Source organism: Sporosarcina sp. FSL K6-1522 (assembly GCF_038622445.1).
Taxonomy (GTDB): Bacteria; Bacillota; Bacilli; order Bacillales_A; family Planococcaceae; genus Sporosarcina.
In genome coordinates this window covers 505,690-530,202 of record NZ_CP152019.1, presented here as the reverse complement: position 1 = coordinate 530,202, position 24,513 = coordinate 505,690, and the positions used below count along the sequence as shown (strand labels likewise).

Below are 24,513 nucleotides of genomic sequence, written 5' to 3'. Positions count from 1 at the left end.
AATGAGCTAGTGGATTTGACAGAAGGGGGAGTCGCACATCCCCTTCTTGTTTCATAACGTGCGCTTGCTGGGAAAAGCCAATTGCAGCGATAAGACTAAAGGGAGGTAGGCTCCTTGATAGATGTAAACAATTTTGAGTATATGAAAATCGGCCTCGCTTCACCAGATAAGATTCGTTCATGGTCGTATGGTGAGGTCAAGAAGCCAGAAACAATTAACTACCGTACATTGAAGCCAGAGAAAGATGGGCTGTTTTGTGAACGCATTTTCGGACCTACGAAAGATTGGGAATGTCATTGCGGAAAATACAAACGTGTACGCTATAAAGGCGTCGTCTGTGACCGTTGTGGAGTAGAAGTAACGCGTCAAAAAGTACGTCGTGAACGCATGGGGCATATTGAACTCGCAGCTCCGGTTACACATATTTGGTATTTCAAAGGTATTCCAAGCCGTATGGGACTTATTTTAGATATGACACCGCGTGCTTTGGAAGAAATCATTTATTTCGCATCCTATGTCGTCGTTGATCCGGCAGATACGCCACTGGAAAGAAAGCAATTGCTTTCTGAAAAGGAATACCGTATCTATCGTGAAAAATACGGCTCTAAATTCCAAGCGCTTATGGGCGCTGAAGCAATCGAACGCCTTCTAATGGCAATCGATTTGGATAAAGAAACAGAGTTCTTGAAAGAAGAATTGAAAACAGTCCAAGGACAACGCCGTACGCGTGCGATTAGACGTCTTGAAGTCGTTGAATCGTTCCGTAATTCAGGTAATAAACCTGAATGGATGGTTCTTGAAGTGTTACCGGTTATCCCACCGGAACTTCGCCCGATGGTCCAACTTGACGGTGGACGTTTTGCAACTTCTGACTTGAATGATTTGTATCGTAGGGTTATTAACCGGAACAACCGTCTGAAACGCCTTCTTGATCTTGGTGCACCGGGAATCATTGTTCAAAATGAGAAGCGGATGTTACAAGAAGCTGTTGATGCACTTGTTGACAATGGTCGTCGTGGTCGCCCGGTTACGGGACCAGGGAACCGTCCATTGAAATCTCTTTCTCATATGTTGAAAGGGAAACAAGGTCGTTTCCGTCAAAACTTACTCGGTAAACGGGTCGACTATTCAGGTCGTTCGGTTATCGTTGTAGGACCTAACTTAAAAATGTATCAGTGTGGTTTGCCGAAAGAAATGGCAATCGAACTGTTTAAACCATTCGTGATGAAAGAACTCGTTGAACGAGGACTTGCACACAACATTAAGAGTGCTAAACGTAAAATCGAACGCCTTCACTCTGAAGTATGGGACGTTCTCGAAGACGTTATTAAGGAGCATCCGGTCCTTCTGAACCGTGCCCCAACTCTTCACCGTCTTGGTATCCAAGCGTTTGAACCGATTCTCGTAGAAGGGCGCGCAATCACACTTCACCCACTCGTATGTACGGCTTATAACGCTGACTTCGATGGTGACCAGATGGCCGTTCACGTTCCGTTATCTGCGGAAGCGCAAGCGGAAGCACGTTTACTAATGTTAGCAGCACAAAACATTTTGAACCCGAAAGATGGAAAGCCAGTTGTTACACCGTCTCAGGATATGGTTTTAGGAAACTACTACCTTACTTTGGAGCGTGTAGGTGCATCAGGTGAAGGGACAACATTCAGGGATGCGAATGAAGCATTGATTGCTTATCATAACGGTCATGTTCATCTGCATTCGCGAATTGCGATTCAAGCAGGTTCTCTGAACAACCCGACATTTACGGAAGAGCAGAATGGCAAATTGCTGTTGACGACAATTGGTAAAATTATTTTCAACGAAATTTTACCGGAGTCATTCCCGTATATTAACGAACCAACGGACTTCAACTTGCAAGTTGAAACACCAGATAAGTATTTCATCGCAGGTACTGTAGATCCGAAGCAATACCTAGCGGATATGGAACTTATACAGCCGTTTAAAAAGAAAATTCTTGGGAATATCATCGCGGAAATCTTCAAACGTTTCCATATTACAGAAACGTCACGCATGCTTGACCGTATGAAAAACCTTGGATTTAAATATTCAACACGTGCGGGAATTACAATTGGTATTTCGGATATCGTTGTACTACCGAACAAAGATGATATCTTGCAAGAAGCGCAAGACAAAGTCGATAAAGTCATGCAGCAGTTCCGTCGTGGTTTGATCACGGAGGAAGAACGATATGATCGTGTTATCTCTTATTGGAGTAATGCGAAGGATATCATTCAAGCTAAACTGATGGATTCACTTGACCATGCCAACCCGATTTATATGATGAGTGACTCGGGCGCACGGGGTAACGCATCGAACTTTACGCAACTTGCAGGTATGCGGGGACTCATGGCCAACCCGGCTGGACGAATTATCGAACTTCCGATCAAATCATCCTTCCGTGAAGGGTTAACAGTACTCGAGTACTTTATCTCGACGCACGGTGCTCGTAAAGGACTTGCGGATACAGCACTTAAGACGGCTGACTCAGGTTACTTAACACGTCGACTTGTTGACGTTGCGCAAGACGTTATCGTCCGAGAAGATGACTGTGGAACAGACCGCGGTTTGGAAATCGGTGCGTTGATGGAAGGCACAGAATTGATTGAAGGCCTCGATGAGCGTATCGAAGGTCGTCACACGAAGAAAACTATTTACCATCCTGAAACGGGCGCATTGATTCTTGAAAAAGATGCGTTGATCACAGCGGATGCGACGCGCGCCATCATGGATGCAGGTATCGAAAAAATTACGATTCGATCAGCGTTCACTTGTAATACGAAGCACGGTGTTTGTAAGAAGTGTTACGGCATTAACTTGGCGACAGGTGAAAACGTCGAGGTCGGTGAAGCGGTTGGAATTATCGCTGCGCAGTCTATCGGTGAGCCGGGTACACAGCTTACGATGCGTACGTTCCATACAGGTGGAGTTGCGGGGGATGACATTACACAAGGTCTTCCGCGTATCCAAGAGATTTTCGAATCTCGGAATCCGAAAGGGCAAGCGGTTATCTCGGAAATCACAGGTGAAATCATTGAGATTGACGAAATCCGTGAAGGTCAAAAAGAAATTACAATTCAAGGCGATGTAGAAACGCGTAAATACCTTGCGCCATATAATGCACGTCTGAAAGTTGAGGTTGGCGATAAGATTGAGCGAGGCGAAGTCATTACGGAAGGTTCGATCGACCCGAAAGAACTGATTGTCGTAAAAGACGTCGCAACGGTTCAAGAATATCTCTTGAAAGAAGTTCAAAAAGTTTACCGTATGCAAGGTGTTGAAATCGGTGACAAGCACGTCGAAGTAATGGTTCGCCAAATGCTTCGTAAAGTGCGTGTCATTGAAGCGGGAGATACGGAACTACTACCGGGATCACTGCTTGATATTCATCAATTTGCAGATGCGAATGCAGAAGTGCTTCAAGCTGGAAAAGTTCCAGCGACTTGCCGACCTGTCATTCTCGGTATTACAAAGGCATCACTTGAAACTGAATCCTTCTTGTCAGCAGCATCTTTCCAAGAAACAACTCGTGTCTTGACAGATGCAGCCATCAAAGGGAAAACAGATGAGCTACTAGGCTTGAAGGAAAACGTTATTATCGGGAAACTTGTACCGGCAGGAACGGGTATGCAACGTTACCGTCATATTGTTATGGAACAAGAAGGAGAAAACGGCTCAGCTAAGAAAGTACTGGCAGAGTAAGTTTTATCTGAAATGGGGGAAGAGAATTTCTCCCCCCTATTTCCCTTTTATCTGTTGACAATTTTCTCGACAGATGATAATATACAAAAGGTTGATAGTTGAATGTCTGTACTTTGGAGGATATGGGAATGTCTTATGAAAAAGTCAAACAGGCAAAGAAGACCATCATCGGTACAAAGCAGACAGTGAAAGCGATTCGTGCAGGAATAGTGACAGAAGTCATTATTGCGCAGGATGTCGAAGAACGGATTGTCGCTCCTGTAATGGAGGAAGCCGCGCTTCGTGGCATCCAAGTGACACATGTCGATTCGAGACTTAAGCTCGGAAATGCATGTGGCATTCAAGTCAGTGCAGCCGTTGTTGCAATTACTGGATAATAGTTTTTGTGCAAAAAGCACAAAGACTTTGTTTTTACCCCAAAAATGAACCACCTGGATGTGTGGTCTTAAAAAGAAGTTATGAAGGGAGGACAATCCGATGCCTACAATTAACCAATTAGTCCGTAAGCCACGTAAACCAAACGCGGTAGGATCTAAATCTCCAGCACTCGGGAAAAGCTATAACAGCTTCAAAAAGTCAATGACAAACGTGAATTCACCACAAAAACGGGGTGTTTGTACACGCGTAGGTACAATGACACCGAAGAAGCCGAACTCGGCACTTCGTAAATATGCTCGTGTTCGTTTGACGAACTCTATGGAAGTTAACGCATACATTCCTGGTGAAGGTCACAACCTTCAAGAGCACAGCGTAGTTCTTATTCGCGGCGGACGCGTAAAAGACTTACCGGGTGTTCGTTACCATGTTGTACGTGGTGCACTTGATACAGCTGGTGTTACAGGTCGTATGCAAAGCCGTTCACAATACGGTGCTAAAAAGCCTAAAGAAAAGAAAAACTAATAACGAAAGTTATTTAAGCACACAATGCTTAAAATCTAAAATTATGATTGCTGGTTATTTAAGCGGAAAACGCTTGAAAACCTTGAAAGGAGGAAAACAACATGCCTCGTAAAGGTCCTGTTGCTAAACGTGACGTACTTCCGGATCCGATTTATAATTCGAAGCTCGTCTCACGTCTCATCAATAAAATGATGGTTGACGGCAAAAAAGGTACATCTCAAAAAATCCTCTATGGTGCGTTCGAACTTGTTCAAGAGCGTTCTGGAAAGGATCCAATTGAAGTATTTGAAGCTGCACTTAACAATGTAATGCCGGTACTTGAAGTACGTGCACGCCGTGTAGGTGGAGCAAACTACCAAGTTCCAGTTGAAGTACGCCCTGAGCGTCGTACAACGCTCGGACTACGTTACCTTGTGAACTACTCACGCTCACGCGGTGAGAAAACAATGGAAGAACGTCTTGCGAATGAAATCCTTGACGCTTCTAACAACACAGGTGCTTCCGTGAAAAAACGTGAAGAAATGCACAAAATGGCAGAAGCGAACAAAGCATTCGCTCACTACCGCTGGTAAGATTCAACAAACAATCGAATACGTTAAAGCGTGTTTGTGTCAAAGAATTCATCGAATTTATTCGATGAATCTTGGCATCCGCCGGAGGCATGAACTTTATTCAACAGAATGAAGTTCATACTCTAATCCGAACCGGAAGGAGATAAACAATATGGCTAGAGAGTTCTCCTTAGAGAATACTCGTAATATTGGTATCATGGCTCACATTGACGCTGGTAAAACAACGACTACTGAGCGGATTCTTTATTACACAGGTAAAATCCACAAACTCGGTGAAACGCACGAAGGTGCTTCTCAAATGGACTGGATGGAGCAGGAGCAAGAACGTGGAATCACGATCACATCTGCTGCGACAACGGCTCAATGGAAAGGTCACCGCGTTAACATCATTGATACACCAGGTCACGTAGACTTCACTGTTGAAGTTGAACGTTCACTACGTGTACTTGATGGTGCTGTAACAGTACTTGACGCTCAATCGGGCGTTGAGCCACAAACAGAAACGGTTTGGCGTCAAGCGACAACTTATGGCGTTCCACGTCTAGTCTTCATCAACAAGATGGACAAAACAGGAGCAGACTTCCTTTATTCGGTAGGAACGCTTCGCGATCGTCTAGATGCAAACGCGCACCCAATCCAATTACCAATCGGCGCTGAAGATGCATTTGAAGCAATCATCGACCTAGTGGAGATGAAAGCAACATTCTACGGTGACGATACAGGTATGAACGTTGAAGTTAGGGATATCCCTGAAGAACACGTTGCAAAAGCACAAGAATACCGTGAGAAACTGATTGAAGCAGTTGTAGACTTCGACGAAGATCTTATGGAAAAATATCTTGGCGGCGAAGAACTTACGATTCAGGAGATTAAAACAGCGATTCGTAAAGCGACACTTGCTGTTGAATTCTACCCAGTCGTTTGTGGTACGGCGTTCAAGAACAAAGGTGTTCAGCTCGTCCTTGACGCAGTTATTGACTACCTACCAGCACCAATCGACATTCCTGCTATGAAAGGGACAAATCCTGAAACTGATGAAGAAGTTGAGCGTCATTCAGACGACAACGAGCCATTCTCGGCGCTTGCATTCAAAGTTATGACGGACCCTTATGTAGGTAAACTTACATTCTTCCGTGTGTACTCTGGTACACTTCAATCGGGATCTTATGTACAAAACTCTTCAAAAGGTAAACGTGAGCGTGTAGGACGTATCCTACAAATGCACGCGGATTCCCGTGAAGAAATCAGCGAAGTGCACTCAGGAGATATCGCAGCAGCAGTAGGTCTTAAAGATACAGGTACTGGCGACACACTATGTGACGACAAAGCACTTGTTATCCTTGAGTCTATGGAATTCCCTGAGCCGGTTATCTCTCTATCTGTAGAGCCGAAAACAAAAGCCGACCAAGATAAAATGGGTATGGCTCTTGCTAAGCTTCAAGAAGAGGATCCGACATTCCGCGCACATACAGACCAAGAAACTGGAGAAGTTATCATCGCAGGTATGGGTGAGCTTCACTTAGACGTTCTTGTTGACCGTATGAAACGTGAATTTAAAGTAGAAGCGAACGTTGGAGCACCACAAGTATCTTACCGTGAAACATTCCGTGCATCTGCGGAAGTTGAAGGTAAATTTGTGCGTCAATCTGGTGGTCGTGGACAGTTTGGTCACGTTTGGATCGAATTCTCTCCGAACGAAGAAGGAAAAGGATTCGAATTCGAAAACAATATCGTTGGGGGATCTGTTCCACGTGAATATATTCCAGCGGTTGAAGCAGGTATCCGTGATTCACTAGATAATGGTGTAATTGCTGGTTATCCTTTAATTGACATCAAAGCTCGTCTATTTGACGGTTCTTACCATGATGTTGACTCTAATGAGATGGCGTTCAAAATTGCTGCATCTATGGCATTGAAAAACGCTGTATCAAAAGTTAACCCGGTAATTCTTGAGCCAATGATGAAAGTAGAAGTTCAAATTCCTGAAGAATACATGGGCGATATCATGGGTGACGTTACATCACGCCGTGGTCGTGTAGAAGGAATGGAAGCCCGTGGTAACTCACAAATCGTTCGCGCGATGGTTCCACTTGCTAATATGTTTGGTTATGCAACGTCTTTACGTTCTAACACGCAAGGACGCGGAAACTTCTCAATGGTGTTTGATCACTATGAAGAAGTTCCAAAATCAATTGCAGAAGAAATCATTAAGAAAAACAAAGGCGAATAATTGTAATTTGACTTTGTTTCAAGTATAAATTATGTATAAGATATGGGTAACTGGAGAAGTGCACTCTCCAGCGCCTGTAACTAAAAAACTATCATTTTCATATTTTAAGGAGGATTTTCAAAATGGGTAAAGAAAAATTTGATCGTTCCAAAACACATGCTAACGTTGGAACAATTGGTCACGTTGACCATGGTAAAACAACTCTAACTGCAGCAATCGCAACTGTACTTTCAAAAAAATTAGGTGGAGAAGCTCGTTCTTACGCTGACGTTGATAACGCACCAGAAGAAAAAGAGCGCGGTATTACAATCAATACTTCTCACATCGAGTACGAAACTGAAACTCGTCACTACGCACACGTTGACTGCCCAGGTCACGCCGACTACGTTAAAAACATGATCACTGGTGCAGCACAAATGGACGGCGGAATCCTAGTTGTTTCTGCAGCTGACGGCCCAATGCCACAAACTCGTGAGCACATCCTTCTTTCACGTCAAGTTGGTGTTCCATACCTAGTTGTATTCATGAACAAATGTGACATGGTTGACGACGAAGAACTTCTTGAGCTTGTAGAAATGGAAATCCGTGATCTTCTATCTGAATACGATTTCCCTGGCGATGACATTCCTGTTATCAAAGGTTCTGCTCTTAAAGCACTTGAAGGTGAAGAAGAATGGGAAGAAAAAATCGTTGAGCTTATGGCTGCAGTTGACGAGTACATCCCAACACCACCACGTGATACTGAAAAACCATTCATGATGCCTGTTGAGGACGTATTCTCAATCACAGGACGTGGAACTGTTGCTACTGGACGTGTTGAGCGTGGAGTAGTTAAAGTTGGAGACGTTGTTGACATCATCGGTATCGTTGAAGAACCAAAATCTACAACTGTTACAGGTGTAGAAATGTTCCGTAAACTTCTTGACTATGCAGAAGCTGGTGACAACATCGGTGCTCTACTTCGTGGAGTTGCTCGTGACGATATCCAACGTGGTCAAGTTCTTGCTAAACCAGGTACAATCGTACCACACACGAAGTTTACTTCCGAAGTATACGTTCTTTCAAAAGAAGAGGGTGGACGTCACACTCCATTCTTCGGTAACTACCGTCCACAGTTCTACTTCCGTACAACTGACGTAACTGGCGTAATCCAACTTCCAGAAGGCGTGGAAATGGTAATGCCTGGTGATAACGTTGAAATGACTGTAGAATTGATTGCTCCAATCGCTCTTGAAGAAGGTACGAAATTCTCTATCCGTGAGGGTGGACGTACTGTAGGCGCTGGTGTAGTAGCTACTATCCAAAAATAATATCTTTATGTTAAGCTCCGTCTATTATGGCGGGGCTTTTTTTATCTTCATTCAGCTGAATGTGGTTTTGTTTCCTGTTCAGTTTGTGTTCAAACACCCGCTGAACGAAGATAAAGCCTCCGGCGGATGTCACAGATTTTTTTTGGGCAAGCTCGAAAAAAATCTGGACGCAATTACGTTTCGGCGAAATTGATATCCAAAATGATCTTGATAGAGTGCATGATTACTAAATTTTAGCCATACTAACAGTGAAATCGTTACTTGCACATTGACAGTCGAAACATCCTCTGATAGATTAGTACATGCACTTCGATACTTTAGTGTGGTAAAGCGATAGGGTTGTAGGAGGAAATTGTATGAATGCGGTTATAGTAGCAGTAGTAGTGATGTTAGTTTTAAGTTTGTTGCGAGTGAATGTTGTACTTGCGCTTGTTGCAGGGGCGATAGTAGGTGGGCTTACAGGAGGGCTGTCGCTTGTGGAGACCATTGATTCGTTTACGAATGGATTAGGGAAAGGCGCAACAATTGCACTTAGTTACGCATTGCTTGGTGGTTTTGCGGTTGCCATTTCGAAAACGGGTATTCCGCAGTTGTTGGTTTCGGCGATGTTACGGATTGTGAAAAAGGACGGCGAGACTGATCGTGCAGGGCTTGGAAAGGTGTTAATTGTGTTATTGCTTCTGACGATGGCGATTTTCTCGCAAAATCTTATACCGATTCATATTGCATTTATTCCATTACTAGTGCCGCCGATTCTACATGTATTAAATTTATTGAAAATCGATCGTCGTCTAATCGCTTCTGTGTTAACGTTTGGATTGACGGCTCCATATATTCTACTTCCTTATGGATACGGATTCATTTTTCATGAAATCCTTGCGATACAGATAAATGCAGCAGGTTTATCTATAGATATGGCTGACATACCAAAGGCAATGGCGCTCCCGGTGTTAGGCTTGTTGCTGGGGCTGTTAGTAGCTATTTTTATTTCTTATCGGAAGCCGAGGGAATATATTGATAGGAAGACGACTGTAACGGAAGAAATAGTCGTTATTAAAAAGAGAAATATCTATTTCACTATTGCAGCTCTCGTTGGAACACTCGTTGTACAAATTCCGAGTCAATCAATGATTGCGGGTGCGGTAACAGGGATTGGGATCCTATATATCACTGGCGCACTAAAGTGGAAAGAAGCAGATGGTTTATTGAACGAAGGGATGCGCATGATGGCGTTCGTTGGCTTTGTGATGATTTCAGCGAATGGTTTTGCGGCTGTTTTGCAAGATACGGGGCATATCGTTTCACTTGTTGAGCATTCAAGTGCGATGTTAGGAGATAACAAAGGTGTTGCGGCTTTGATTATGTTGTTTGTTGGATTGATTGTTACGATGGGGATTGGCTCGTCATTTGCGACGATTCCAATCATCGCTTCCATCTTCGTTCCATTGAGTATGGCATTTGGGTTTAGTACGATGGCAATCATTACGCTTGTAGGGACTGCAGCGGCGCTTGGGGATGCCGGATCGCCTGCATCGGATTCTACGCTCGGTCCAACTGCAGGGCTCGATGTAGATGGGCAGCATAATCATATTTGGGATACATGTGTCCCGACATTTATGCACTACAACATTCCGCTTATTCTTTTCGGTTGGATAACCGTGATGCTGTTTGGTTGATAGATATGTATAGAGTATTGTGATTGGCATCTAAGAAGTTGCATTTTATGAGGAATCGAATTATAATAATAAAGTTGAGAAAAGAATTTCCACAAAAGACTTGCGGAATTCTTTTTTTACGTGTATAATATTTAATGTTGGTCTTTGACTGCGATGAAGCGAGAGGTTGCCGACACACCCGGCCGCTTTGCCATGGCATGTGTGTGGGAAATTTTCGTGGAGAATGTCTATAAAAATAGGCGAAAAGGAGGGAAAATAATGGCAAAACAAAAGATTCGTATTCGTTTAAAAGCATATGATCACAGAATTTTGGATCAGTCAGCTGAAAAGATTGTAGAAACAGCAAAACGTTCGGGTGCAAGTGTATCGGGTCCGATTCCACTTCCAACTGAAAGATCTGTCTACACAATCCTTCGTGCGGTACATAAGTACAAAGATTCGCGCGAGCAGTTTGAAATGCGTACACACAAACGTCTTATCGATATCGTCAACCCGACACCACAAACTGTCGACGCACTGATGAAACTCGATCTACCATCTGGTGTAGACATTGAAATCAAACTTTAATCAATAACAATAAAACTTATATTAATTTAGGAGGTGTGACAAATGACCAAAGGAATCTTAGGGAGAAAAGTCGGCATGACGCAAATCTTTGCTGAAAACGGCGATCTTATCCCGGTAACTGTGATTGAAGCTGGACAAAACGTTGTTCTTCAAAAGAAAACAACTGAAACTGACGGCTATGAAGCAATCCAGATCGGATTTGAAGATAAACGTGAAAAGCTTGCAAATAAACCTGAAAAAGGCCACGTTGCAAAAGCTGAAACGGCACCTAAGCGCTTCATTCGCGAATTCCGCGAATTGGACGTAAATGGGTACGAAGTTGGTCAGGAAGTCAAGGTCGATACTTTCGCTGAAGGCGATATCGTCGATATTACAGGAACAACAAAAGGTAAAGGTTTCCAAGGTGCTGTTAAGCGTCACGGATATTCACAAGGACCAATGAGCCACGGATCACGTTTCCACCGCGCACCAGGTTCTATCGGATCTGTTGACGGACAACGCGTATTCAAAGGGAAAAAACTTCCTGGACGTATGGGCGGTAAAACGGTAACGATTCAAAATCTTGAAATTGTACGAGTTGACGCAGAGCGTAACTTGCTACTAGTAAAAGGTAACGTTCCAGGATCACGCAAATCACTTCTACAAGTGCGTAGCGCAATCAAAGGGAACTAATTAATAAAGAAAGGAGGAAATAGGAATGCCTAAAGTATCCGTACTAAACCAAACAGGTTCGTCTGTCGGCGAAATCGAACTGAACGAAGCAATTTTCGGAATCGAGCCGAACGAAGCTGTGTTATTTGAAGCGTTGGTCCAACAGCGTGCATCATTACGCCAAGGTAACCACAAAGTTAAAACACGCGCAGAAGTAGCAGGCGGTGGTCGTAAACCGTGGCGTCAAAAAGGAACAGGTCGTGCTCGTCAAGGGTCAATCCGTTCACCACAATGGCGTGGCGGTGGTATCGTATTCGGTCCAGCTCCAAGAAGCTATAGCTACAAATTGCCGAAAAAAGTCCGCAGATTGGCTCTCCTTTCAGCTCTTTCTTCGAAAGTGCGTGAAGAGAACATTCTAGTTCTTGAAGGACTTGCATTCGATGCACCAAAAACAAAAGAATTCATCAAAGTATTAAAAGACCTTTCTATCGACAAGAAAGCATTGATCGTAACTGCAGACCTAGATGAAACAGTAGCACTATCTGCTCGTAACATCCCTGGAATCAGCGTCGTCACTGCTAATGGCATCAACGTTTTAGACCTTGTTGCTCACGATAAGCTTGTCATGACGAAAGCAGCAGTTCAAAAAGTAGAGGAGGTGCTTGGTTAATGGAAGCACGTGATATTCTAAAACGTCCGGTCATTACCGAGCGTTCTTCTGAGCAAATGGAATTCAAAAAATACACTTTCGAAGTTGACACACGCGCGAACAAAACGCATGTCAAACAAGCTATTGAAGAAATCTTTGGCGTGAAAGTGGCAAAAGTCAACGTGCAGAACTACAAAGGTAAGTTCAAGCGTATGGGCAAACATGCAGGCTATACAAACAAACGTCGTAAAGCGATTGTTACATTGACTGCTGACTCAAAAGACATCGAACTTTTCGAAGTCTAAGCAACACACCTTATAGCTAGTCAATTATACGAAGGAGGGAATACCAAATGGCGATTAAGAAATACAAACCTACCTCCAACGGACGTCGTAACATGACTTCTTCCGACTTCGCTGAAATTACAACGGACAAACCGGAAAAATCATTGCTTACACCGCTTAAACGGAAAGGCGGCCGTAACAACACAGGTAGGACTACTGTTCGTCACCAAGGTGGAGGCCATAAGCGCCAATACCGTGTCATCGATTTCCAACGCCGGAAAGATGGCATACCAGGACGCGTTGCTACGATCGAATACGATCCAAACCGTTCATCAAATATTGCTCTAATCAATTATGTTGATGGAGAAAAACGTTACATTCTTGCTCCGAAAGGTTTGGAAGTTGGCATGACAATCATGTCTGGTCCAGATGCGGATATCAAAGTAGGTAACACACTTCCTCTTGAAAACATTCCAATGGGTTCAACGATCCATAACATCGAATTGAAACCAGGTAAAGGCGGTCAATTAGTACGTTCAGCAGGTACATCTGCGCAACTACTAGGTCGTGAAGGCAAGTACGTTATCGTACGTCTACAATCTGGCGAAGTTCGAATGATCCTTGCTACATGCCGCGCGACTATCGGTCAAGTTGGTAATGAGCAGCACGAACTTATCAACATCGGTAAAGCAGGACGTTCACGTTGGTTAGGCAAACGCCCAGCGGTACGTGGTTCTGTTATGAACCCTAACGATCACCCACACGGTGGTGGTGAAGGACGTACTGGTATTGGTATGAAATCACCAGTTACTCCTTGGGGTAAACCAACACTTGGCTTCAAAACGCGTAAGAAAAACAATAAATCCGACAAACTTATTGTTCGTCGTCGTAAAAAATAATGTGAATGCACTGCGGTTCAACGATTGGACCGTAGTACAACCACGGAGGGAGGTTCCGACATGGGCCGCAGCTTGAAAAAAGGACCTTTTGTAGATGATCACCTTATCAAAAAGGTTGAAGCACAAAAGGATTCCCAGAAGAAACAGGTTATTAAAACTTGGTCACGCCGTTCAACAATCTTCCCGTCATTCATCGGATTGACGATTGCTGTCTACGACGGACGCAAACACGTACCTGTCTATGTGACTGAAGATATGGTAGGTCACAAACTAGGCGAATTCGCACCGACTCGTACTTATAAGGGTCACGGTGCCGACGATAAGAAAACAAGACGTTAATTTGAGAGGAGGTTATTCTGATGCAACAAGCAAAAGCTACTGCACGCACAGTCCGTATTGCTCCTCGCAAAGTCCGTATGGTCGTTGATCTTATCCGGGGCAAGAAAATCGGTGAAGCTGTCGCGATTCTACGTCTGACGCCGAAAGCGGCATCTCCGGTTGTGGAAAAAGTACTAAACTCAGCGATTGCAAATGCTGAACATAACTACGAAATGGATGTTGAGAACCTAATCATCAGCGAAGTATTCGTAGACGAAGGTCCAACAATGAAACGTTTCCGTCCACGTGCACAAGGACGTGCGAGTGCGATCAACAAACGCACAAGCCACATCACTGTAGTGGTATCAGAAAAGAAGGAGGGATAATTCGTGGGTCAAAAAGTACATCCTAACGGTTTACGGGTCGGTATCATCCGTGACTGGGAGTCTAAATGGTATGCTGAAAAAGACTATGCAACTCTTTTGCATGAAGACTTGAAAATTCGTGCTTACATCGAAAAACGTCTTGTAGACGCTTCTGTTTCTAAAGTTGAAATCGAACGTGCTGCAAAGCGTGTTAACGTTACTATTCACACTGCGAAGCCAGGTATGGTAATCGGTAAAGGTGGTTCCGAGGTTGAAACACTTCGTAAACAACTTAACGATATCACAGGCAAGCGTGTACACATCAACATCGTAGAAATCAAACGTGCTGACCTTGATGCGAAACTTGTCGCAGAATCAATTGCACGTCAACTAGAAAGCCGTGTATCATTCCGTCGTGCTCAGAAGCAAGCGATTCAACGTACAATCCGCTCTGGCGCTAAAGGAATTAAAACACAAGTATCCGGACGTCTTGGCGGTGCTGACATCGCTCGTGCGGAACATTACAGTGAAGGTACTGTCCCTCTCCATACATTACGTGCAGATATTGACTATGCACACGCAGAAGCAGACACAACTTATGGTAAGCTTGGCGTTAAAGTATGGATTTACCGTGGCGAAGTCCTTCCAGTGAAGAAGAACTCTGGGGAAGGAGGCAAATAATATGTTAATGCCTAAACGCGTTAAATATCGTCGTGTATTCCGTGGTAAAATGCGCGGAACTACAAAAGGCGGAGCAACTGTTCAGTTCGGTGAATTCGGGCTTCAAGCTCTTGAATCTAGCTGGATTACAAACCGTCAAATTGAATCAGCACGTATTTCGATGACACGTTACATGAAACGTGGCGGTAAAGTATGGATCAACATTTTCCCGCACAAACCATATACAAAAAAGCCTCTTGAAGTCCGGATGGGTTCCGGTAAAGGTGCTGTAGAAGGCTGGGTAGCGGTAGTTAAACCTGGTAGAGTCATGTTTGAAATCGCAGGTGTGTCTGAAGAAGTTGCACGTGAAGCACTTCGCCTCGCATCTCACAAACTTCCTGTTAAATGTAAGTTTGTAAAACGTGAAGAAATTGGTGGTGAATCTAATGAAAGCTAAAGAAATCCGTGACCTAACAACTGCAGAGATTGAGCAAAAAGTGAAATCACTGAAAGAAGAGCTTTTCAACCTTCGCTTCCAATTAGCGACAGGACAATTAGAAAACACTGCACGCATCCGTGAAGTACGTAAATCGATTGCGCGCATGAAAACTGTAATACGTCAAAGAGAGATCAGTGCAAATAACTGATGAAGGAGGTTGCAGCCATGACTGAGCGTAACCAGCGCAAAGTGTATACAGGCCGTGTCGTATCCGATAAAATGGATAAAACTGTCACAGTAATGATTGAGACACAAAAGAAGCATTCTTTATACGGTAAACGTGTAAAGTATTCTAAAAAATTCAAGGCCCATGATGAGTTAAACGAAGCGAAAATCGGCGATGTTGTCCGCATTATGGAAACTCGTCCGTTATCAGCAACAAAACGTTTCCGCCTACTCGAAATCGTCGAAAAAGCGGTCATCATCTAATTAAACGTTCGGAGATTTAAATCCGAGAGGAGGTAGCCTCAATGATCCAACAGGAAAGTCGTATGAAAGTCGCAGACAACTCAGGTGCTCGTGAAGTTCTTACAATTAAAGTACTAGGTGGTACAGGCCGTAAGGTTGCTAATATCGGTGACGTAGTTGTTGTTACAGTGAAAAAAGCAACACCAGGTGGCGTTGTTAAAAAAGGTGAAGTTGTTAAAGCAGTTATCGTTCGCACGAAAAGCGGCGTACGTCGTAAAGATGGTTCATACATTACATTTGATGAAAATGCATGTGTTATCATCCGTGACGACAAGAGCCCACGTGGAACACGTATTTTCGGACCAGTTGCTCGTGAACTACGCGACAGCAACTTCATGAAAATTATTTCATTGGCTCCGGAAGTTCTTTAATAGACAGGACAGTGCCAATCAAGGAGGTGCGACAGAATGCACGTTAAAAAAGGCGATAAAGTTATGGTCATCACAGGTAAAGATAAAGGTAAAACTGGCGTGATCTTAGCTGCTTTCCCTAAAAAGGACCGTGTGCTTGTTGAAGGTGTAAACATCGTCAAAAAACATACGAAACCTAATCAGGAAAATCCTCAAGGCGGAATTGTTAGCCTAGAGGCAGCTATCCATGTATCAAATGTCATGGTGATCGATCCTAAGACAGGCGAGCCAACTCGTGTAGGACATAAGATCGAAGATGGCAAAAAAGTGCGTGTTGCTAAAAAATCCGGTGCAGTACTGGATAACTAAGTAACGGATGAAAGGAGGTCCAATAGATGAGCCGTTTTAAAGAAAAATTTAAAAATGAAGTCACACCTGCTCTAATGAGCAAGTTTGAATATACATCAGTGATGCAAGTACCAAAAGTCGAGAAAATCGTTATCAACATGGGTGTTGGTGATGCAGTTCAGAACACGAAAGCACTAGATGCGGCAGTGGAAGACTTGGCAATTATTTCTGGTCAAAAACCAGTCATCACAAAAGCGAAAAAATCAATCGCGGGATTCCGTCTCCGTGAAGGTATGCCTATCGGAACAAAAGTTACACTACGCGGTGAGCGTATGTACGAATTCCTTGATAAGCTAATCTCGGTTTCATTGCCTCGTGTGCGTGACTTCCGTGGTGTTTCAAAGAAAGCATTCGATGGCCGTGGAAACTATACGCTCGGCGTAAAAGAGCAACTTATTTTCCCTGAAATCGACTACGATAAAGTGTCTAAAATACGCGGTATGGATATCGTCATCGTTACAACTGCAAACTCCGATGAAGAAGCACGTGAGTTATTAACGCAGTTCGGCATGCCGTTCCAAAAGTAAATAAGAGGGAGGCGTAAACGTGGCTAAAAAATCAATGATCGCAAAACAACAACGTACACCGAAGCACTCAGTGCAGGCATACACACGCTGTGAGCGTTGTGGTCGTCCACATTCTGTATATCGTAAATTTAAGCTTTGCCGTATTTGTTTCCGCGAACTAGCGTATAAAGGACAAATTCCAGGCGTTAAAAAAGCTAGCTGGTAAACCCGACAATTTGGGAAGGAGGTAAATGAAATGACAATGAGCGATCCGATTGCAGATATGCTTACACGCATCCGTAACGCGAACATGGTTCGTCACGAGAAGCTTGAAGTACCTGCTTCAAACATGAAAAAAGAAATTGCAGAAATCTTGAAACGTGAAGGTTTCGTACGTGATGTTGAATTCGTGGAAGATAGCAAACAAGGTATCATCCGCATTTTCTTGAAATATGGTCAAAACAACGAGCGTGTTATCACTGGTCTTAAACGTATTTCAAAACCTGGTCTTCGCGTTTATGCTAAAACGAACGAGGTACCTAAAGTTTTGAACGGTCTAGGAATTGCCCTTGTTTCCACTTCACATGGTGTCCTTACTGATAAGGAAGCACGTGCGAAACAAGTAGGCGGAGAAGTAGTAGCTTACGTTTGGTAATTTGTAACAAATGAATGGAGGTGCAATTGAATGTCCCGTATTGGCAAAAAGCCGATTGTGGTACCTGAAAACGTAACAGTTACGATCGCTGAGAATAACTTCGTTACAGTTAAAGGACCAAAAGGCGAACTTACTAACACATTTAACTCGGATATTAAAATCGAGCAGGAGGGTAACGTGATCACATTGGTCCGTCCTTCTGAGTCCAAGGAACACCGTTCTATTCATGGAACAACTCGTTCACTTCTCGATAATATGGTAGTAGGCGTTTCACAAGGTTTCGAGCGTAAACTTGAGCTTGTAGGGGTAGGTTACCGTGCGCAACTTCAAGGTACGAAACTTGTATTGAACGTTGGTTATTCTCACCCGGTTGAATTTACACCGGAAGCTGGAGTTGAAGTTGAAGTTCCTGCGAACACGAAAATCACTGTTCGTGGAATCAACAAAGAACGCGTTGGTGCTCTTGCATCAAACATCCGACAAGTACGTCCACCAGAGCCTTATAAGGGCAAAGGGATTCGCTACGAAGGCGAACACGTACGTCGTAAAGAAGGTAAAACAGGTAAATAATGCCGCTTAAGGCATCCGGAAGGAGTGACCCCGAATGATTACAAAACAAGATAAGAACGCTGTCCGTAAAAAGCGTCATGGTCGTGTACGTACGAAAATTAGCGGGACAGCAGCACGTCCACGTCTAAACGTTTTCCGTTCAAACAAGCATATCTATGCACAATTGATCGATGATGTAAATGCCGTAACGATTGTCAGTGCTTCTACAATGGACAAAGAGTTCGGATCTGAATCTAAAGCAGACACTGCAGCAGCAGCTAAAGTCGGCGAGATGATCGCAAAGAAAGCTGTTGAAAAGGACGTCAAGTCAGTAGTATTCGACCGTGGCGGTTACCTATTTCACGGCCGTGTGAAAGCTCTTGCGGACGCAGCACGTGAAAACGGTCTGGAATTTTAATTAAGAAGGAGGGACACATTTCATGCGTCGTAATGATCAGAAACAAAGTGAATTCGAAGAACGCGTAGTTACGATTAACCGCGTAGCGAAAGTTGTAAAAGGTGGACGTCGTTTCCGCTTTACAGCACTCGTTGTTGTCGGAGATAAAAATGGCCGTGTCGGTTTTGGAACTGGTAAAGCACAAGAAGTTCCAGATGCAATCCGTAAAGCTATCGAAGATGCGAAGAAGAACTTGATCGTCGTGCCAATGGTTAAAGGAACAACTCCTCACCAAGTCATCGGACATTTTGGTGCAGGACAAATCCTTATCAAACCAGCAGCACCTGGTACTGGAGTTATTGCCGGAGGTCCTGTTCGTGCGGTACTTGAACTTGCAGGTATCACGGATATTCTTTCTAAATCCCTTGGTTCAAGCACACCAATCAACATGGTTCGTGCGACAATCGAAGGATTAACGAATTTGAAACGCGCTGAAGATGTAGCTAAATTGCGCGGTAAATCCGTAGAAGAACTGTTAGGTTAAGGGGGGAAACATAATGGCGAATAAACTCGAAATCACCCTTACAAAAAGCGTAATCGGATCGAAGCCAGCACAACGTAAGACAGTTGAAGCACTTGGACTCCGTAAATTAAATCAAGTTGTCGAGCATCAAGATAATGTTGCAATCCGCGGCATGATCAACAGAGTAAGTCACTTGGTTACAGTCAAGGAACAATAATTTCGATTTTTTTAATAAGGAGGTGCCAATGATATGAAATTACACGATATGAAACCAGCTGAAGGTGCTCGTAAACGACGCAAACGTGTTGGACGCGGAACCGGTTCAGGTTGGGGTAAAACTTCTGGTAGAGGTCATGATGGGCAAAACTCCCGTTCAGGCGGTGGTGTACGTCTTGGATTCGAAGGTGGACAAATTCCCCTTTTCCAACGTCTTCCTAAACGTGGATTTACGAACATTAACCGTAAGGACTATGCAATCGTAAACCTTGAGACACTCAATCGCTTCGAAGAAGGAACAGAAGTAACTCCTGAGCTCTTAATCGAATCAGGCATCGTGAGCAATGCGAAATCTGGAATCAAGATTCTCGGTAACGGAACTCTTGAGAAAAAGATCACTGTTAAAGCTCACAAATTCTCTGCTACTGCTAAAGAAGCTATCGAAAAAGCGGGCGGGCAAACCGAGGTGGTTTAATGTTTCAGACAATCTCCAACTTTATGCGTGTTAGGGATATAAGGTCTAAAATCATTTTCACACTACTAGCGCTCATCGTTTTCCGACTTGGTACATTCGTCCCAGTTCCAAACGTTGATGCAACTGCTTTACAGCAATCTGATAATACCTTGATCGGTTTATTAAATGTATTTGGTGGGGGGGCCCTTGCCAACTTCTCGATCTTAGCGATGGGGATTATGCCATACATTACTGCATCCATTATTGTGCAACTATTGCAGATGGATGTTGTGCCAAAATTCACCGAATGGGCGAAGCAAGGGGACGTTGGAAGACGGAAGCTTGCGCAGTTCACAAGATATTTCACAATCGTCCTTGCTTTTATTCAAGCAATTGCCATGTCATTTGGTTTTAACCGGATGTATGGTGGCACACTTATAAAAGCAGAAGGCGTTTCGACATATATAGTCATCGCGATCGTATTGACGGCAGGAACTGCATTTCTTCTATGGCTTGGTGAGCAGATCACTGCAAAAGGAGTTGGGAATGGTATTTCCATTATCATCTTCGCAGGTATCGTCGCTGGGATTCCAAATGCAGTCAACCAACTTTACGCAACACAGATTCAAGATGCAGGCGACGCTTTGTTCATCAAAATTGCGATCATGGCGCTGTTACTTCTTGTAATCATTGCGGTAACTGTCGGTGTTATCTATGTGCAAGAAGCACTGCGGAAAATTCCGATTCAATATGCGAAACGTGTCACTGGCCGTGGCCCAGCCACTGCGGGACAACAGACACACTTACCATTGAAACTTAATGCTGCAGGGGTTATTCCGGTAATCTTTGCTTCGGCATTTTTCATGACACCACGATCGATTGCAACATTCTTTGAGCAAAATAAGGTGACGACGACGATTCAGAATGTATTTGACCACACTCAACCAGTTGGGATGTTCTTCTACGTGTTACTGATTCTCGCGTTTACATATTTCTACGCATTCATCCAGGTGAATCCGGAAAATATGGCCGATAACTTGAAGAAGCAAGGTGCTTACATCCCGGGCATTCGTCCAGGTCAAAATACGCAAAGTTATTTGACAAGCACGTTGTATCGCTTAACGTTCGTTGGTGCAATATTCTTAGCTGTTGTATCTATTATGCCGATTTTCTTCATCAATTTCGCAGGCCTTCCAGATTCTGCGCAAATTGGAGGAACGAGTTTGCTCATCGTCGTCGGGGTTGCCCTCGAAACGATGAAACAGCTTGAATCACAACTTGTGAAAAGGCATTATAAAGGGTTCATGAAATAATTGAACAAATTTTGTTGAGTAAATGGGAGGGCAAGACGTATGAATATCGTATTAATGGGTCTGCCAGGTGCCGGTAAAGGTACGCAGGCAGACAAAATTGTCGAGAAGTACGAAATCCCCCATATTTCTACAGGCGATATGTTCCGTGCTGCGATTCAGGAAGGCACGGAACTTGGAGTCAAAGCGAAATCGTTCATGGATCAAGGCGCTCTTGTTCCTGATGAAGTAACAATTGGCATTGTCGGTGAACGATTAAGCAAATCCGATTGCGAAAAAGGTTTCCTACTCGATGGATTCCCACGTACAGTACCACAAGCGGAAGCGCTTGATGGACTACTGTCGAATATGGGGCGTAAAATTGAGCATGTTCTCAATATTGAAGTCGAGAAGGAAGAACTTATCGCACGGCTTACTGGCCGTCGTATTTGTAAAGAATGTGGCTCATCTTATCACCTGCAGTTCCACCCTTCAAAGGTTGAAGGCAAGTGTGATAAAGATGGTGGCGAGCTTTACCAGCGAGCGGATGACAATCCGGAAACTGTAACGAACCGTCTGGAAGTAAATATGAATCAAACAGCACCACTTTTAGCGTTTTACGATGCGAAAGGCGTGTTGGACAATATTGATGGGCAACAGCATATCGATATTGTATTTAAAGATCTAGATGCTCTCCTACAGGAAAGCGGACAATAATCCTTTCCGGGCACAGTTAATGTAACCCGTATTTGGGCAGTATAATATTGCTGCACGGAAAGACTGTTACAACGAGCTGCAAAAGCATATGGTGCCCGGTATAGGAACTAGTCAGAATCCAGCGGGCGCATAGTTCTAGCACATACTAAATGCATTTTTCTGTTACGACAGGTATAATGGATTTCGTTGTATGAACTGTAAAACTAACTGGGAACTCATCCACGGCAATTCGGACGGTCGTGTCCATTCGACGCGATTTTCCACAACAAGAGTCGAGGGCTGACTTGCGGGAAACGAAATGTGACAGACGTCTTTCAAACATCACTCATGCAATCCGGACATATGTTGAAGGAAGCTTTAATGGCGACTGATGCCGCTCGATGGTGAGAACCTTTATTGTATATAGAAGGGAGACAGGATTGATGGCGAAAGACGATGTAATTGAAGTTGAAGGTACCGTAGTCGAAACGTTGCCAAACGCGATGTTCAAAGTAGAGCTGGAAAACGGCCATACGATTCTTGCGCATGTATCAGGCAAAATCCGTATGCACTTTATCCGCATCCTGCCTGGCGACAAAGTGACGATGGAACTTTCGCCTTATGATTTGACACGTGGTCGTATCACATACCGTTTCAAGTAAACTTTTGCACTCCGGAATATTGAAGGAGGTTGGGTAAGATGAAAGTAAGGCCATCTGTAAAACCGATCTGTGAAAAATGTAAAATTATTCGCAGACGCGGCCGAGTAATGGTAATCTGTGAAAATCCAAAACATAAACAAAGACAAGGCTAATTCAGAAGGAGGTGCACAATCTATATGGCACGTATTGCTGGTGTAGACGTTCCGCGCGATAAGCGCGTTGTAATTTCATTAACTTACATTTTCGGAATCGGAAAAACAACTGCTGAGAAAGTATTGGCTGCAGCTGGAGTATCTGAAGACGCACGTGTACGTGATCTTACTGATGCTGAGCTTGACAAAATTCGTGAACAAATTGACGGACTAAAAGTTGAAGGTGACCTTCGCCGTGAAACTTCCCTTAACATCAAACGCTTGATGGAAATCGGTAGCTTCCGTGGTATTCGTCATCGTCGTGGCTTGCCTGTTCGTGGTCAAAACACGAAAAACAACGCTCGTACTCGTAAAGGTCCTAAGCGGACTGTAGCGAACAAGAAAAAATAATAGGTAAAGGAGGTATCTTCTTAACATGGCACGTAAACAACAAACTCGTAAACGTCGTGTGAAAAAGAATATTGAGTCTGGTATTGCACATATTCGTTCGACGTTCAACAATACAATCGTAACAATTACTGACATGCAAGGGAATGCACTATCTTGGTCAAGTGCTGGTGCACTAGGCTTCAGAGGTTCCCGTAAATCGACTCCATTTGCTGCACAAATGGCTGCTGAAACAGCTGCTAAAGCTGCAATGGAACACGGTTTGAAAACATTGGAAGTAACAGTTAAAGGACCAGGTGCTGGTCGTGAAGCGGCTATCCGTTCACTACAAGCTGCAGGTCTTGAAGTTACTGCAATTAGAGACGTAACACCGGTTCCACATAACGGATGCCGCCCGCCAAAACGCCGTCGTGTATAATGGCTTGTACTCCATTTGATTGAGAAACACAATTTTTGTCAAAAATAGAATTGTGCGATTGCAATTTGCCGTCTGTGAAAAATCGATTTCAATATGGAACGGCCTATACATTCGACGTTTTAAAGGAGGGTAAATGAATGATCGAGATTGAGAAACCGAAGATTGAAACAGTGATGATCAGCGAAGATTCCAAGTTTGGCAAGTTTATCGTTGAACCGTTGGAGCGTGGTTATGGAAACACTTTAGGGAATTCCCTACGTCGGATCCTTTTGGCTTCATTGCCAGGGGCTGCTGTAACATCTATTCAAATCGATGGTGTACTTCACGAGTTTTCAACAATTGAAGGCGTTGTCGAAGACGTAGCTTCAATTATTTTGAATGTGAAGAAGCTAGCTCTCAAAATCTATTCAGATGAAGAGAAAGTGATTGAGATAGATGTGAAGGGTGAAGGAGCAGTTACTGCTGCAGACATTACACATGATAGTGATGTAGAAGTACTGAATCCAGATCTTCATATTGCGACTCTCGGTAAAAACGGACATTTACGCATGCGTATGTATGCTGTACGTGGACGGGGCTATGCGCCTTCTGATCAGAACAAACGTGAGGATCTTGCGATTGGTGTGATTCCGATCGACTCTATTTACACTCCAGTTTCACGTGTTAATTTCCAAGTGGAAAATACACGTGTTGGTCAAATGACAAACTTTGATAAGTTGACACTTGATATTTGGACAGATGGTAGCATCGGTCCGAAAGAAGCTGTTTCACTCGGAGCTAAAATACTTACTGAACACTTAAATATATTTGTCGGCATGACAGATGAAGCACAAACTGCAGAAATCATGGTAGAAAAAGAAGAAGATCAGAAAGAAAAAGTTCTAGAGATGACGATTGAGGAACTCGATCTTTCGGTTAGATCCTATAACTGCCTGAAACGTGCAGGCATCAATACGGTTCTTGAGCTTGCTAGCAAGTCTGAGGATGAAATGATGAAAGTGCGTAATCTTGGCCGCAAATCACTTGAAGAAGTGAAAGCGAAATTGGACGAGCTTAGCCTAGAGCTACGTTTGGAAGACTGAGCGA

General features: G+C 43.7%; 35 protein-coding genes. All 35 read left to right on the top strand.

Features of this window, described 5'->3' with window-relative positions:
• The first annotated feature begins 114 nt into the window (after positions 1-114).
• Positions 115-3,717, top strand: a complete 3,603-nt coding sequence (gene rpoC, locus MKY34_RS02570) for a DNA-directed RNA polymerase subunit beta' (protein ID WP_342513692.1) — start codon at positions 115-117, stop codon at positions 3,715-3,717.
• 128 nt (positions 3,718-3,845) lie between these two features.
• Positions 3,846-4,094, top strand: coding sequence for a ribosomal L7Ae/L30e/S12e/Gadd45 family protein (locus MKY34_RS02565; protein ID WP_342513691.1), 249 nt, complete (start codon positions 3,846-3,848; stop codon positions 4,092-4,094).
• A gap of 100 nt (positions 4,095-4,194) precedes the next feature.
• Entirely contained in the window at positions 4,195-4,617 is a 423-nt protein-coding gene (gene rpsL / locus MKY34_RS02560) for a 30S ribosomal protein S12 (protein ID WP_342513690.1), read from the top strand.
• A 101-nt stretch (positions 4,618-4,718) separates the two neighbouring features.
• Positions 4,719-5,189, top strand: a complete 471-nt coding sequence (rpsG, locus tag MKY34_RS02555) for a 30S ribosomal protein S7 (protein ID WP_342513689.1) — start codon at positions 4,719-4,721, stop codon at positions 5,187-5,189.
• Positions 5,190-5,340: 151 nt separating this feature from the next.
• The gene (gene fusA / locus MKY34_RS02550) at positions 5,341-7,419 is read left to right on the top strand and encodes an elongation factor G (RefSeq protein ID WP_342513688.1); all 2,079 of its coding nucleotides are present in this window, start codon (positions 5,341-5,343) and stop codon (positions 7,417-7,419) included.
• Positions 7,420-7,541: 122 nt separating this feature from the next.
• Positions 7,542-8,729: an elongation factor Tu gene (tuf, locus tag MKY34_RS02545; protein ID WP_342513687.1), complete on the top strand. Its 1,188-nt coding sequence runs from the start codon at positions 7,542-7,544 to the stop codon at positions 8,727-8,729.
• Between the two features lie 356 nt (positions 8,730-9,085).
• Positions 9,086-10,405 (top strand): Na+/H+ antiporter NhaC family protein, encoded by a 1,320-nt coding sequence (locus MKY34_RS02540; protein ID WP_342513686.1) that lies wholly within the window; start codon positions 9,086-9,088, stop codon positions 10,403-10,405.
• A 258-nt stretch (positions 10,406-10,663) separates the two neighbouring features.
• The gene (gene rpsJ, locus MKY34_RS02535) at positions 10,664-10,972 is read left to right on the top strand and encodes a 30S ribosomal protein S10 (RefSeq protein WP_042478628.1); all 309 of its coding nucleotides are present in this window, start codon (positions 10,664-10,666) and stop codon (positions 10,970-10,972) included.
• A gap of 42 nt (positions 10,973-11,014) precedes the next feature.
• A complete protein-coding gene (gene rplC / locus MKY34_RS02530; protein ID WP_342513685.1) occupies positions 11,015-11,644 on the top strand; it encodes a 50S ribosomal protein L3 in 630 nt (209 codons plus the stop codon).
• Positions 11,645-11,669: 25 nt separating this feature from the next.
• Positions 11,670-12,293 carry a 50S ribosomal protein L4 gene (gene rplD / locus MKY34_RS02525; RefSeq protein ID WP_342513684.1) on the top strand — a complete coding sequence of 208 codons (624 nt, stop codon included), beginning with the start codon at positions 11,670-11,672 and terminating at the stop codon, positions 12,291-12,293.
• Positions 12,293-12,577 carry a 50S ribosomal protein L23 gene (gene rplW, locus MKY34_RS02520; RefSeq protein ID WP_342513683.1) on the top strand — a complete coding sequence of 95 codons (285 nt, stop codon included), beginning with the start codon at positions 12,293-12,295 and terminating at the stop codon, positions 12,575-12,577. The genes rplD and rplW overlap by 1 nt, the downstream gene beginning before the upstream one ends.
• Before the next feature lie 47 nt (positions 12,578-12,624).
• A complete protein-coding gene (rplB, locus tag MKY34_RS02515) occupies positions 12,625-13,455 on the top strand; it encodes a 50S ribosomal protein L2 (protein WP_342513682.1) in 831 nt (276 codons plus the stop codon).
• Between the two features lie 60 nt (positions 13,456-13,515).
• Positions 13,516-13,794 carry a 30S ribosomal protein S19 gene (gene rpsS / locus MKY34_RS02510; protein WP_342513681.1) on the top strand — a complete coding sequence of 93 codons (279 nt, stop codon included), beginning with the start codon at positions 13,516-13,518 and terminating at the stop codon, positions 13,792-13,794.
• A gap of 20 nt (positions 13,795-13,814) precedes the next feature.
• Positions 13,815-14,159 (top strand): 50S ribosomal protein L22, encoded by a 345-nt coding sequence (rplV, locus tag MKY34_RS02505; RefSeq protein WP_342513680.1) that lies wholly within the window; start codon positions 13,815-13,817, stop codon positions 14,157-14,159.
• A 3-nt stretch (positions 14,160-14,162) separates the two neighbouring features.
• Entirely contained in the window at positions 14,163-14,819 is a 657-nt protein-coding gene (gene rpsC, locus MKY34_RS02500; RefSeq protein ID WP_342513679.1) for a 30S ribosomal protein S3, read from the top strand.
• A 1-nt stretch (position 14,820) separates the two neighbouring features.
• The gene (rplP, locus tag MKY34_RS02495) at positions 14,821-15,255 is read left to right on the top strand and encodes a 50S ribosomal protein L16 (protein WP_342513678.1); all 435 of its coding nucleotides are present in this window, start codon (positions 14,821-14,823) and stop codon (positions 15,253-15,255) included.
• The gene (rpmC, locus tag MKY34_RS02490; protein WP_009499049.1) at positions 15,245-15,445 is read left to right on the top strand and encodes a 50S ribosomal protein L29; all 201 of its coding nucleotides are present in this window, start codon (positions 15,245-15,247) and stop codon (positions 15,443-15,445) included. Before rplP ends, rpmC begins: the two co-directional genes overlap by 11 nt.
• A 17-nt stretch (positions 15,446-15,462) precedes the next feature.
• Positions 15,463-15,726 carry a 30S ribosomal protein S17 gene (gene rpsQ / locus MKY34_RS02485; RefSeq protein ID WP_342513677.1) on the top strand — a complete coding sequence of 88 codons (264 nt, stop codon included), beginning with the start codon at positions 15,463-15,465 and terminating at the stop codon, positions 15,724-15,726.
• 41 nt (positions 15,727-15,767) lie between these two features.
• The gene (gene rplN, locus MKY34_RS02480) at positions 15,768-16,136 is read left to right on the top strand and encodes a 50S ribosomal protein L14 (protein ID WP_342513676.1); all 369 of its coding nucleotides are present in this window, start codon (positions 15,768-15,770) and stop codon (positions 16,134-16,136) included.
• A gap of 36 nt (positions 16,137-16,172) precedes the next feature.
• Positions 16,173-16,484 (top strand): 50S ribosomal protein L24, encoded by a 312-nt coding sequence (gene rplX, locus MKY34_RS02475; protein ID WP_342513675.1) that lies wholly within the window; start codon positions 16,173-16,175, stop codon positions 16,482-16,484.
• Between the two features lie 26 nt (positions 16,485-16,510).
• The gene (gene rplE, locus MKY34_RS02470) at positions 16,511-17,050 is read left to right on the top strand and encodes a 50S ribosomal protein L5 (protein ID WP_342513674.1); all 540 of its coding nucleotides are present in this window, start codon (positions 16,511-16,513) and stop codon (positions 17,048-17,050) included.
• 19 nt (positions 17,051-17,069) lie between these two features.
• Complete coding sequence (locus MKY34_RS02465; RefSeq protein ID WP_340736146.1) at positions 17,070-17,255, top strand: type Z 30S ribosomal protein S14; 186 nt, start codon at positions 17,070-17,072, stop codon at positions 17,253-17,255.
• Between the two features lie 30 nt (positions 17,256-17,285).
• Positions 17,286-17,684, top strand: a complete 399-nt coding sequence (gene rpsH / locus MKY34_RS02460; protein ID WP_342513673.1) for a 30S ribosomal protein S8 — start codon at positions 17,286-17,288, stop codon at positions 17,682-17,684.
• 30 nt (positions 17,685-17,714) lie between these two features.
• Complete coding sequence (gene rplF / locus MKY34_RS02455; protein ID WP_342513672.1) at positions 17,715-18,254, top strand: 50S ribosomal protein L6; 540 nt, start codon at positions 17,715-17,717, stop codon at positions 18,252-18,254.
• 34 nt (positions 18,255-18,288) lie between these two features.
• Positions 18,289-18,651 (top strand): 50S ribosomal protein L18, encoded by a 363-nt coding sequence (gene rplR, locus MKY34_RS02450; RefSeq protein ID WP_342513671.1) that lies wholly within the window; start codon positions 18,289-18,291, stop codon positions 18,649-18,651.
• A 22-nt stretch (positions 18,652-18,673) separates the two neighbouring features.
• On the top strand, positions 18,674-19,174 hold the full coding sequence (rpsE, locus tag MKY34_RS02445) for a 30S ribosomal protein S5 (protein WP_342513670.1): 501 nt from the start codon (positions 18,674-18,676) through the stop codon (positions 19,172-19,174).
• Between the two features lie 13 nt (positions 19,175-19,187).
• Positions 19,188-19,370 (top strand): 50S ribosomal protein L30, encoded by a 183-nt coding sequence (gene rpmD, locus MKY34_RS02440; RefSeq protein ID WP_342513669.1) that lies wholly within the window; start codon positions 19,188-19,190, stop codon positions 19,368-19,370.
• A 33-nt stretch (positions 19,371-19,403) separates the two neighbouring features.
• A complete protein-coding gene (rplO, locus tag MKY34_RS02435) occupies positions 19,404-19,844 on the top strand; it encodes a 50S ribosomal protein L15 (RefSeq protein ID WP_342513668.1) in 441 nt (146 codons plus the stop codon).
• Entirely contained in the window at positions 19,844-21,136 is a 1,293-nt protein-coding gene (gene secY / locus MKY34_RS02430) for a preprotein translocase subunit SecY (protein WP_342513667.1), read from the top strand. The genes rplO and secY overlap by 1 nt, the downstream gene beginning before the upstream one ends.
• Positions 21,137-21,175: 39 nt before the next feature.
• Entirely contained in the window at positions 21,176-21,829 is a 654-nt protein-coding gene (locus MKY34_RS02425; protein ID WP_342513666.1) for an adenylate kinase, read from the top strand.
• Positions 21,830-22,251: 422 nt separating this feature from the next.
• Complete coding sequence (gene infA / locus MKY34_RS02420; protein ID WP_060203457.1) at positions 22,252-22,470, top strand: translation initiation factor IF-1; 219 nt, start codon at positions 22,252-22,254, stop codon at positions 22,468-22,470.
• Positions 22,471-22,508: 38 nt separating this feature from the next.
• The gene (gene rpmJ / locus MKY34_RS02415; RefSeq protein WP_084212378.1) at positions 22,509-22,622 is read left to right on the top strand and encodes a 50S ribosomal protein L36; all 114 of its coding nucleotides are present in this window, start codon (positions 22,509-22,511) and stop codon (positions 22,620-22,622) included.
• Between the two features lie 24 nt (positions 22,623-22,646).
• Positions 22,647-23,012: a 30S ribosomal protein S13 gene (gene rpsM / locus MKY34_RS02410; RefSeq protein ID WP_342513665.1), complete on the top strand. Its 366-nt coding sequence runs from the start codon at positions 22,647-22,649 to the stop codon at positions 23,010-23,012.
• 25 nt (positions 23,013-23,037) lie between these two features.
• A complete protein-coding gene (gene rpsK, locus MKY34_RS02405) occupies positions 23,038-23,427 on the top strand; it encodes a 30S ribosomal protein S11 (RefSeq protein WP_342513664.1) in 390 nt (129 codons plus the stop codon).
• Between the two features lie 137 nt (positions 23,428-23,564).
• Positions 23,565-24,509: a DNA-directed RNA polymerase subunit alpha gene (locus MKY34_RS02400; RefSeq protein ID WP_342513663.1), complete on the top strand. Its 945-nt coding sequence runs from the start codon at positions 23,565-23,567 to the stop codon at positions 24,507-24,509.
• Positions 24,510-24,513: the final 4 nt, after the last annotated feature.

What these genes read in the sequence shown, in the direction of transcription:
- MKY34_RS02565 (WP_342513691.1), top strand. Translation starts at nt 3,846, where the DNA reads ATGTCTTATGAAAAAGTCAAACAGGCAAAGAAGACCATCATCGGTACA.
- rpsL (WP_342513690.1), top strand. Translation starts at nt 4,195, where the DNA reads ATGCCTACAATTAACCAATTAGTCCGTAAGCCACGTAAACCAAACGCG.
- rpsG (WP_342513689.1), top strand. Translation starts at nt 4,719, where the DNA reads ATGCCTCGTAAAGGTCCTGTTGCTAAACGTGACGTACTTCCGGATCCG.
- fusA (WP_342513688.1), top strand. Translation starts at nt 5,341, where the DNA reads ATGGCTAGAGAGTTCTCCTTAGAGAATACTCGTAATATTGGTATCATG.
- tuf (WP_342513687.1), top strand. Translation starts at nt 7,542, where the DNA reads ATGGGTAAAGAAAAATTTGATCGTTCCAAAACACATGCTAACGTTGGA.
- MKY34_RS02540 (WP_342513686.1), top strand. Translation starts at nt 9,086, where the DNA reads ATGAATGCGGTTATAGTAGCAGTAGTAGTGATGTTAGTTTTAAGTTTG.
- rpsJ (WP_042478628.1), top strand. Translation starts at nt 10,664, where the DNA reads ATGGCAAAACAAAAGATTCGTATTCGTTTAAAAGCATATGATCACAGA.
- rplC (WP_342513685.1), top strand. Translation starts at nt 11,015, where the DNA reads ATGACCAAAGGAATCTTAGGGAGAAAAGTCGGCATGACGCAAATCTTT.
- rplD (WP_342513684.1), top strand. Translation starts at nt 11,670, where the DNA reads ATGCCTAAAGTATCCGTACTAAACCAAACAGGTTCGTCTGTCGGCGAA.
- rplW (WP_342513683.1), top strand. Translation starts at nt 12,293, where the DNA reads ATGGAAGCACGTGATATTCTAAAACGTCCGGTCATTACCGAGCGTTCT.
- rplB (WP_342513682.1), top strand. Translation starts at nt 12,625, where the DNA reads ATGGCGATTAAGAAATACAAACCTACCTCCAACGGACGTCGTAACATG.
- rpsS (WP_342513681.1), top strand. Translation starts at nt 13,516, where the DNA reads ATGGGCCGCAGCTTGAAAAAAGGACCTTTTGTAGATGATCACCTTATC.
- rplV (WP_342513680.1), top strand. Translation starts at nt 13,815, where the DNA reads ATGCAACAAGCAAAAGCTACTGCACGCACAGTCCGTATTGCTCCTCGC.
- rplP (WP_342513678.1), top strand. Translation starts at nt 14,821, where the DNA reads ATGTTAATGCCTAAACGCGTTAAATATCGTCGTGTATTCCGTGGTAAA.
- rpmC (WP_009499049.1), top strand. Translation starts at nt 15,245, where the DNA reads ATGAAAGCTAAAGAAATCCGTGACCTAACAACTGCAGAGATTGAGCAA.
- rpsQ (WP_342513677.1), top strand. Translation starts at nt 15,463, where the DNA reads ATGACTGAGCGTAACCAGCGCAAAGTGTATACAGGCCGTGTCGTATCC.
- rplN (WP_342513676.1), top strand. Translation starts at nt 15,768, where the DNA reads ATGATCCAACAGGAAAGTCGTATGAAAGTCGCAGACAACTCAGGTGCT.
- rplX (WP_342513675.1), top strand. Translation starts at nt 16,173, where the DNA reads ATGCACGTTAAAAAAGGCGATAAAGTTATGGTCATCACAGGTAAAGAT.
- rplE (WP_342513674.1), top strand. Translation starts at nt 16,511, where the DNA reads ATGAGCCGTTTTAAAGAAAAATTTAAAAATGAAGTCACACCTGCTCTA.
- rpsH (WP_342513673.1), top strand. Translation starts at nt 17,286, where the DNA reads ATGACAATGAGCGATCCGATTGCAGATATGCTTACACGCATCCGTAAC.
- rplF (WP_342513672.1), top strand. Translation starts at nt 17,715, where the DNA reads ATGTCCCGTATTGGCAAAAAGCCGATTGTGGTACCTGAAAACGTAACA.
- rplR (WP_342513671.1), top strand. Translation starts at nt 18,289, where the DNA reads ATGATTACAAAACAAGATAAGAACGCTGTCCGTAAAAAGCGTCATGGT.
- rpsE (WP_342513670.1), top strand. Translation starts at nt 18,674, where the DNA reads ATGCGTCGTAATGATCAGAAACAAAGTGAATTCGAAGAACGCGTAGTT.
- rpmD (WP_342513669.1), top strand. Translation starts at nt 19,188, where the DNA reads ATGGCGAATAAACTCGAAATCACCCTTACAAAAAGCGTAATCGGATCG.
- rplO (WP_342513668.1), top strand. Translation starts at nt 19,404, where the DNA reads ATGAAATTACACGATATGAAACCAGCTGAAGGTGCTCGTAAACGACGC.
- secY (WP_342513667.1), top strand. Translation starts at nt 19,844, where the DNA reads ATGTTTCAGACAATCTCCAACTTTATGCGTGTTAGGGATATAAGGTCT.
- MKY34_RS02425 (WP_342513666.1), top strand. Translation starts at nt 21,176, where the DNA reads ATGAATATCGTATTAATGGGTCTGCCAGGTGCCGGTAAAGGTACGCAG.
- infA (WP_060203457.1), top strand. Translation starts at nt 22,252, where the DNA reads ATGGCGAAAGACGATGTAATTGAAGTTGAAGGTACCGTAGTCGAAACG.
- rpmJ (WP_084212378.1), top strand. Translation starts at nt 22,509, where the DNA reads ATGAAAGTAAGGCCATCTGTAAAACCGATCTGTGAAAAATGTAAAATT.
- rpsM (WP_342513665.1), top strand. Translation starts at nt 22,647, where the DNA reads ATGGCACGTATTGCTGGTGTAGACGTTCCGCGCGATAAGCGCGTTGTA.
- rpsK (WP_342513664.1), top strand. Translation starts at nt 23,038, where the DNA reads ATGGCACGTAAACAACAAACTCGTAAACGTCGTGTGAAAAAGAATATT.
- MKY34_RS02400 (WP_342513663.1), top strand. Translation starts at nt 23,565, where the DNA reads ATGATCGAGATTGAGAAACCGAAGATTGAAACAGTGATGATCAGCGAA.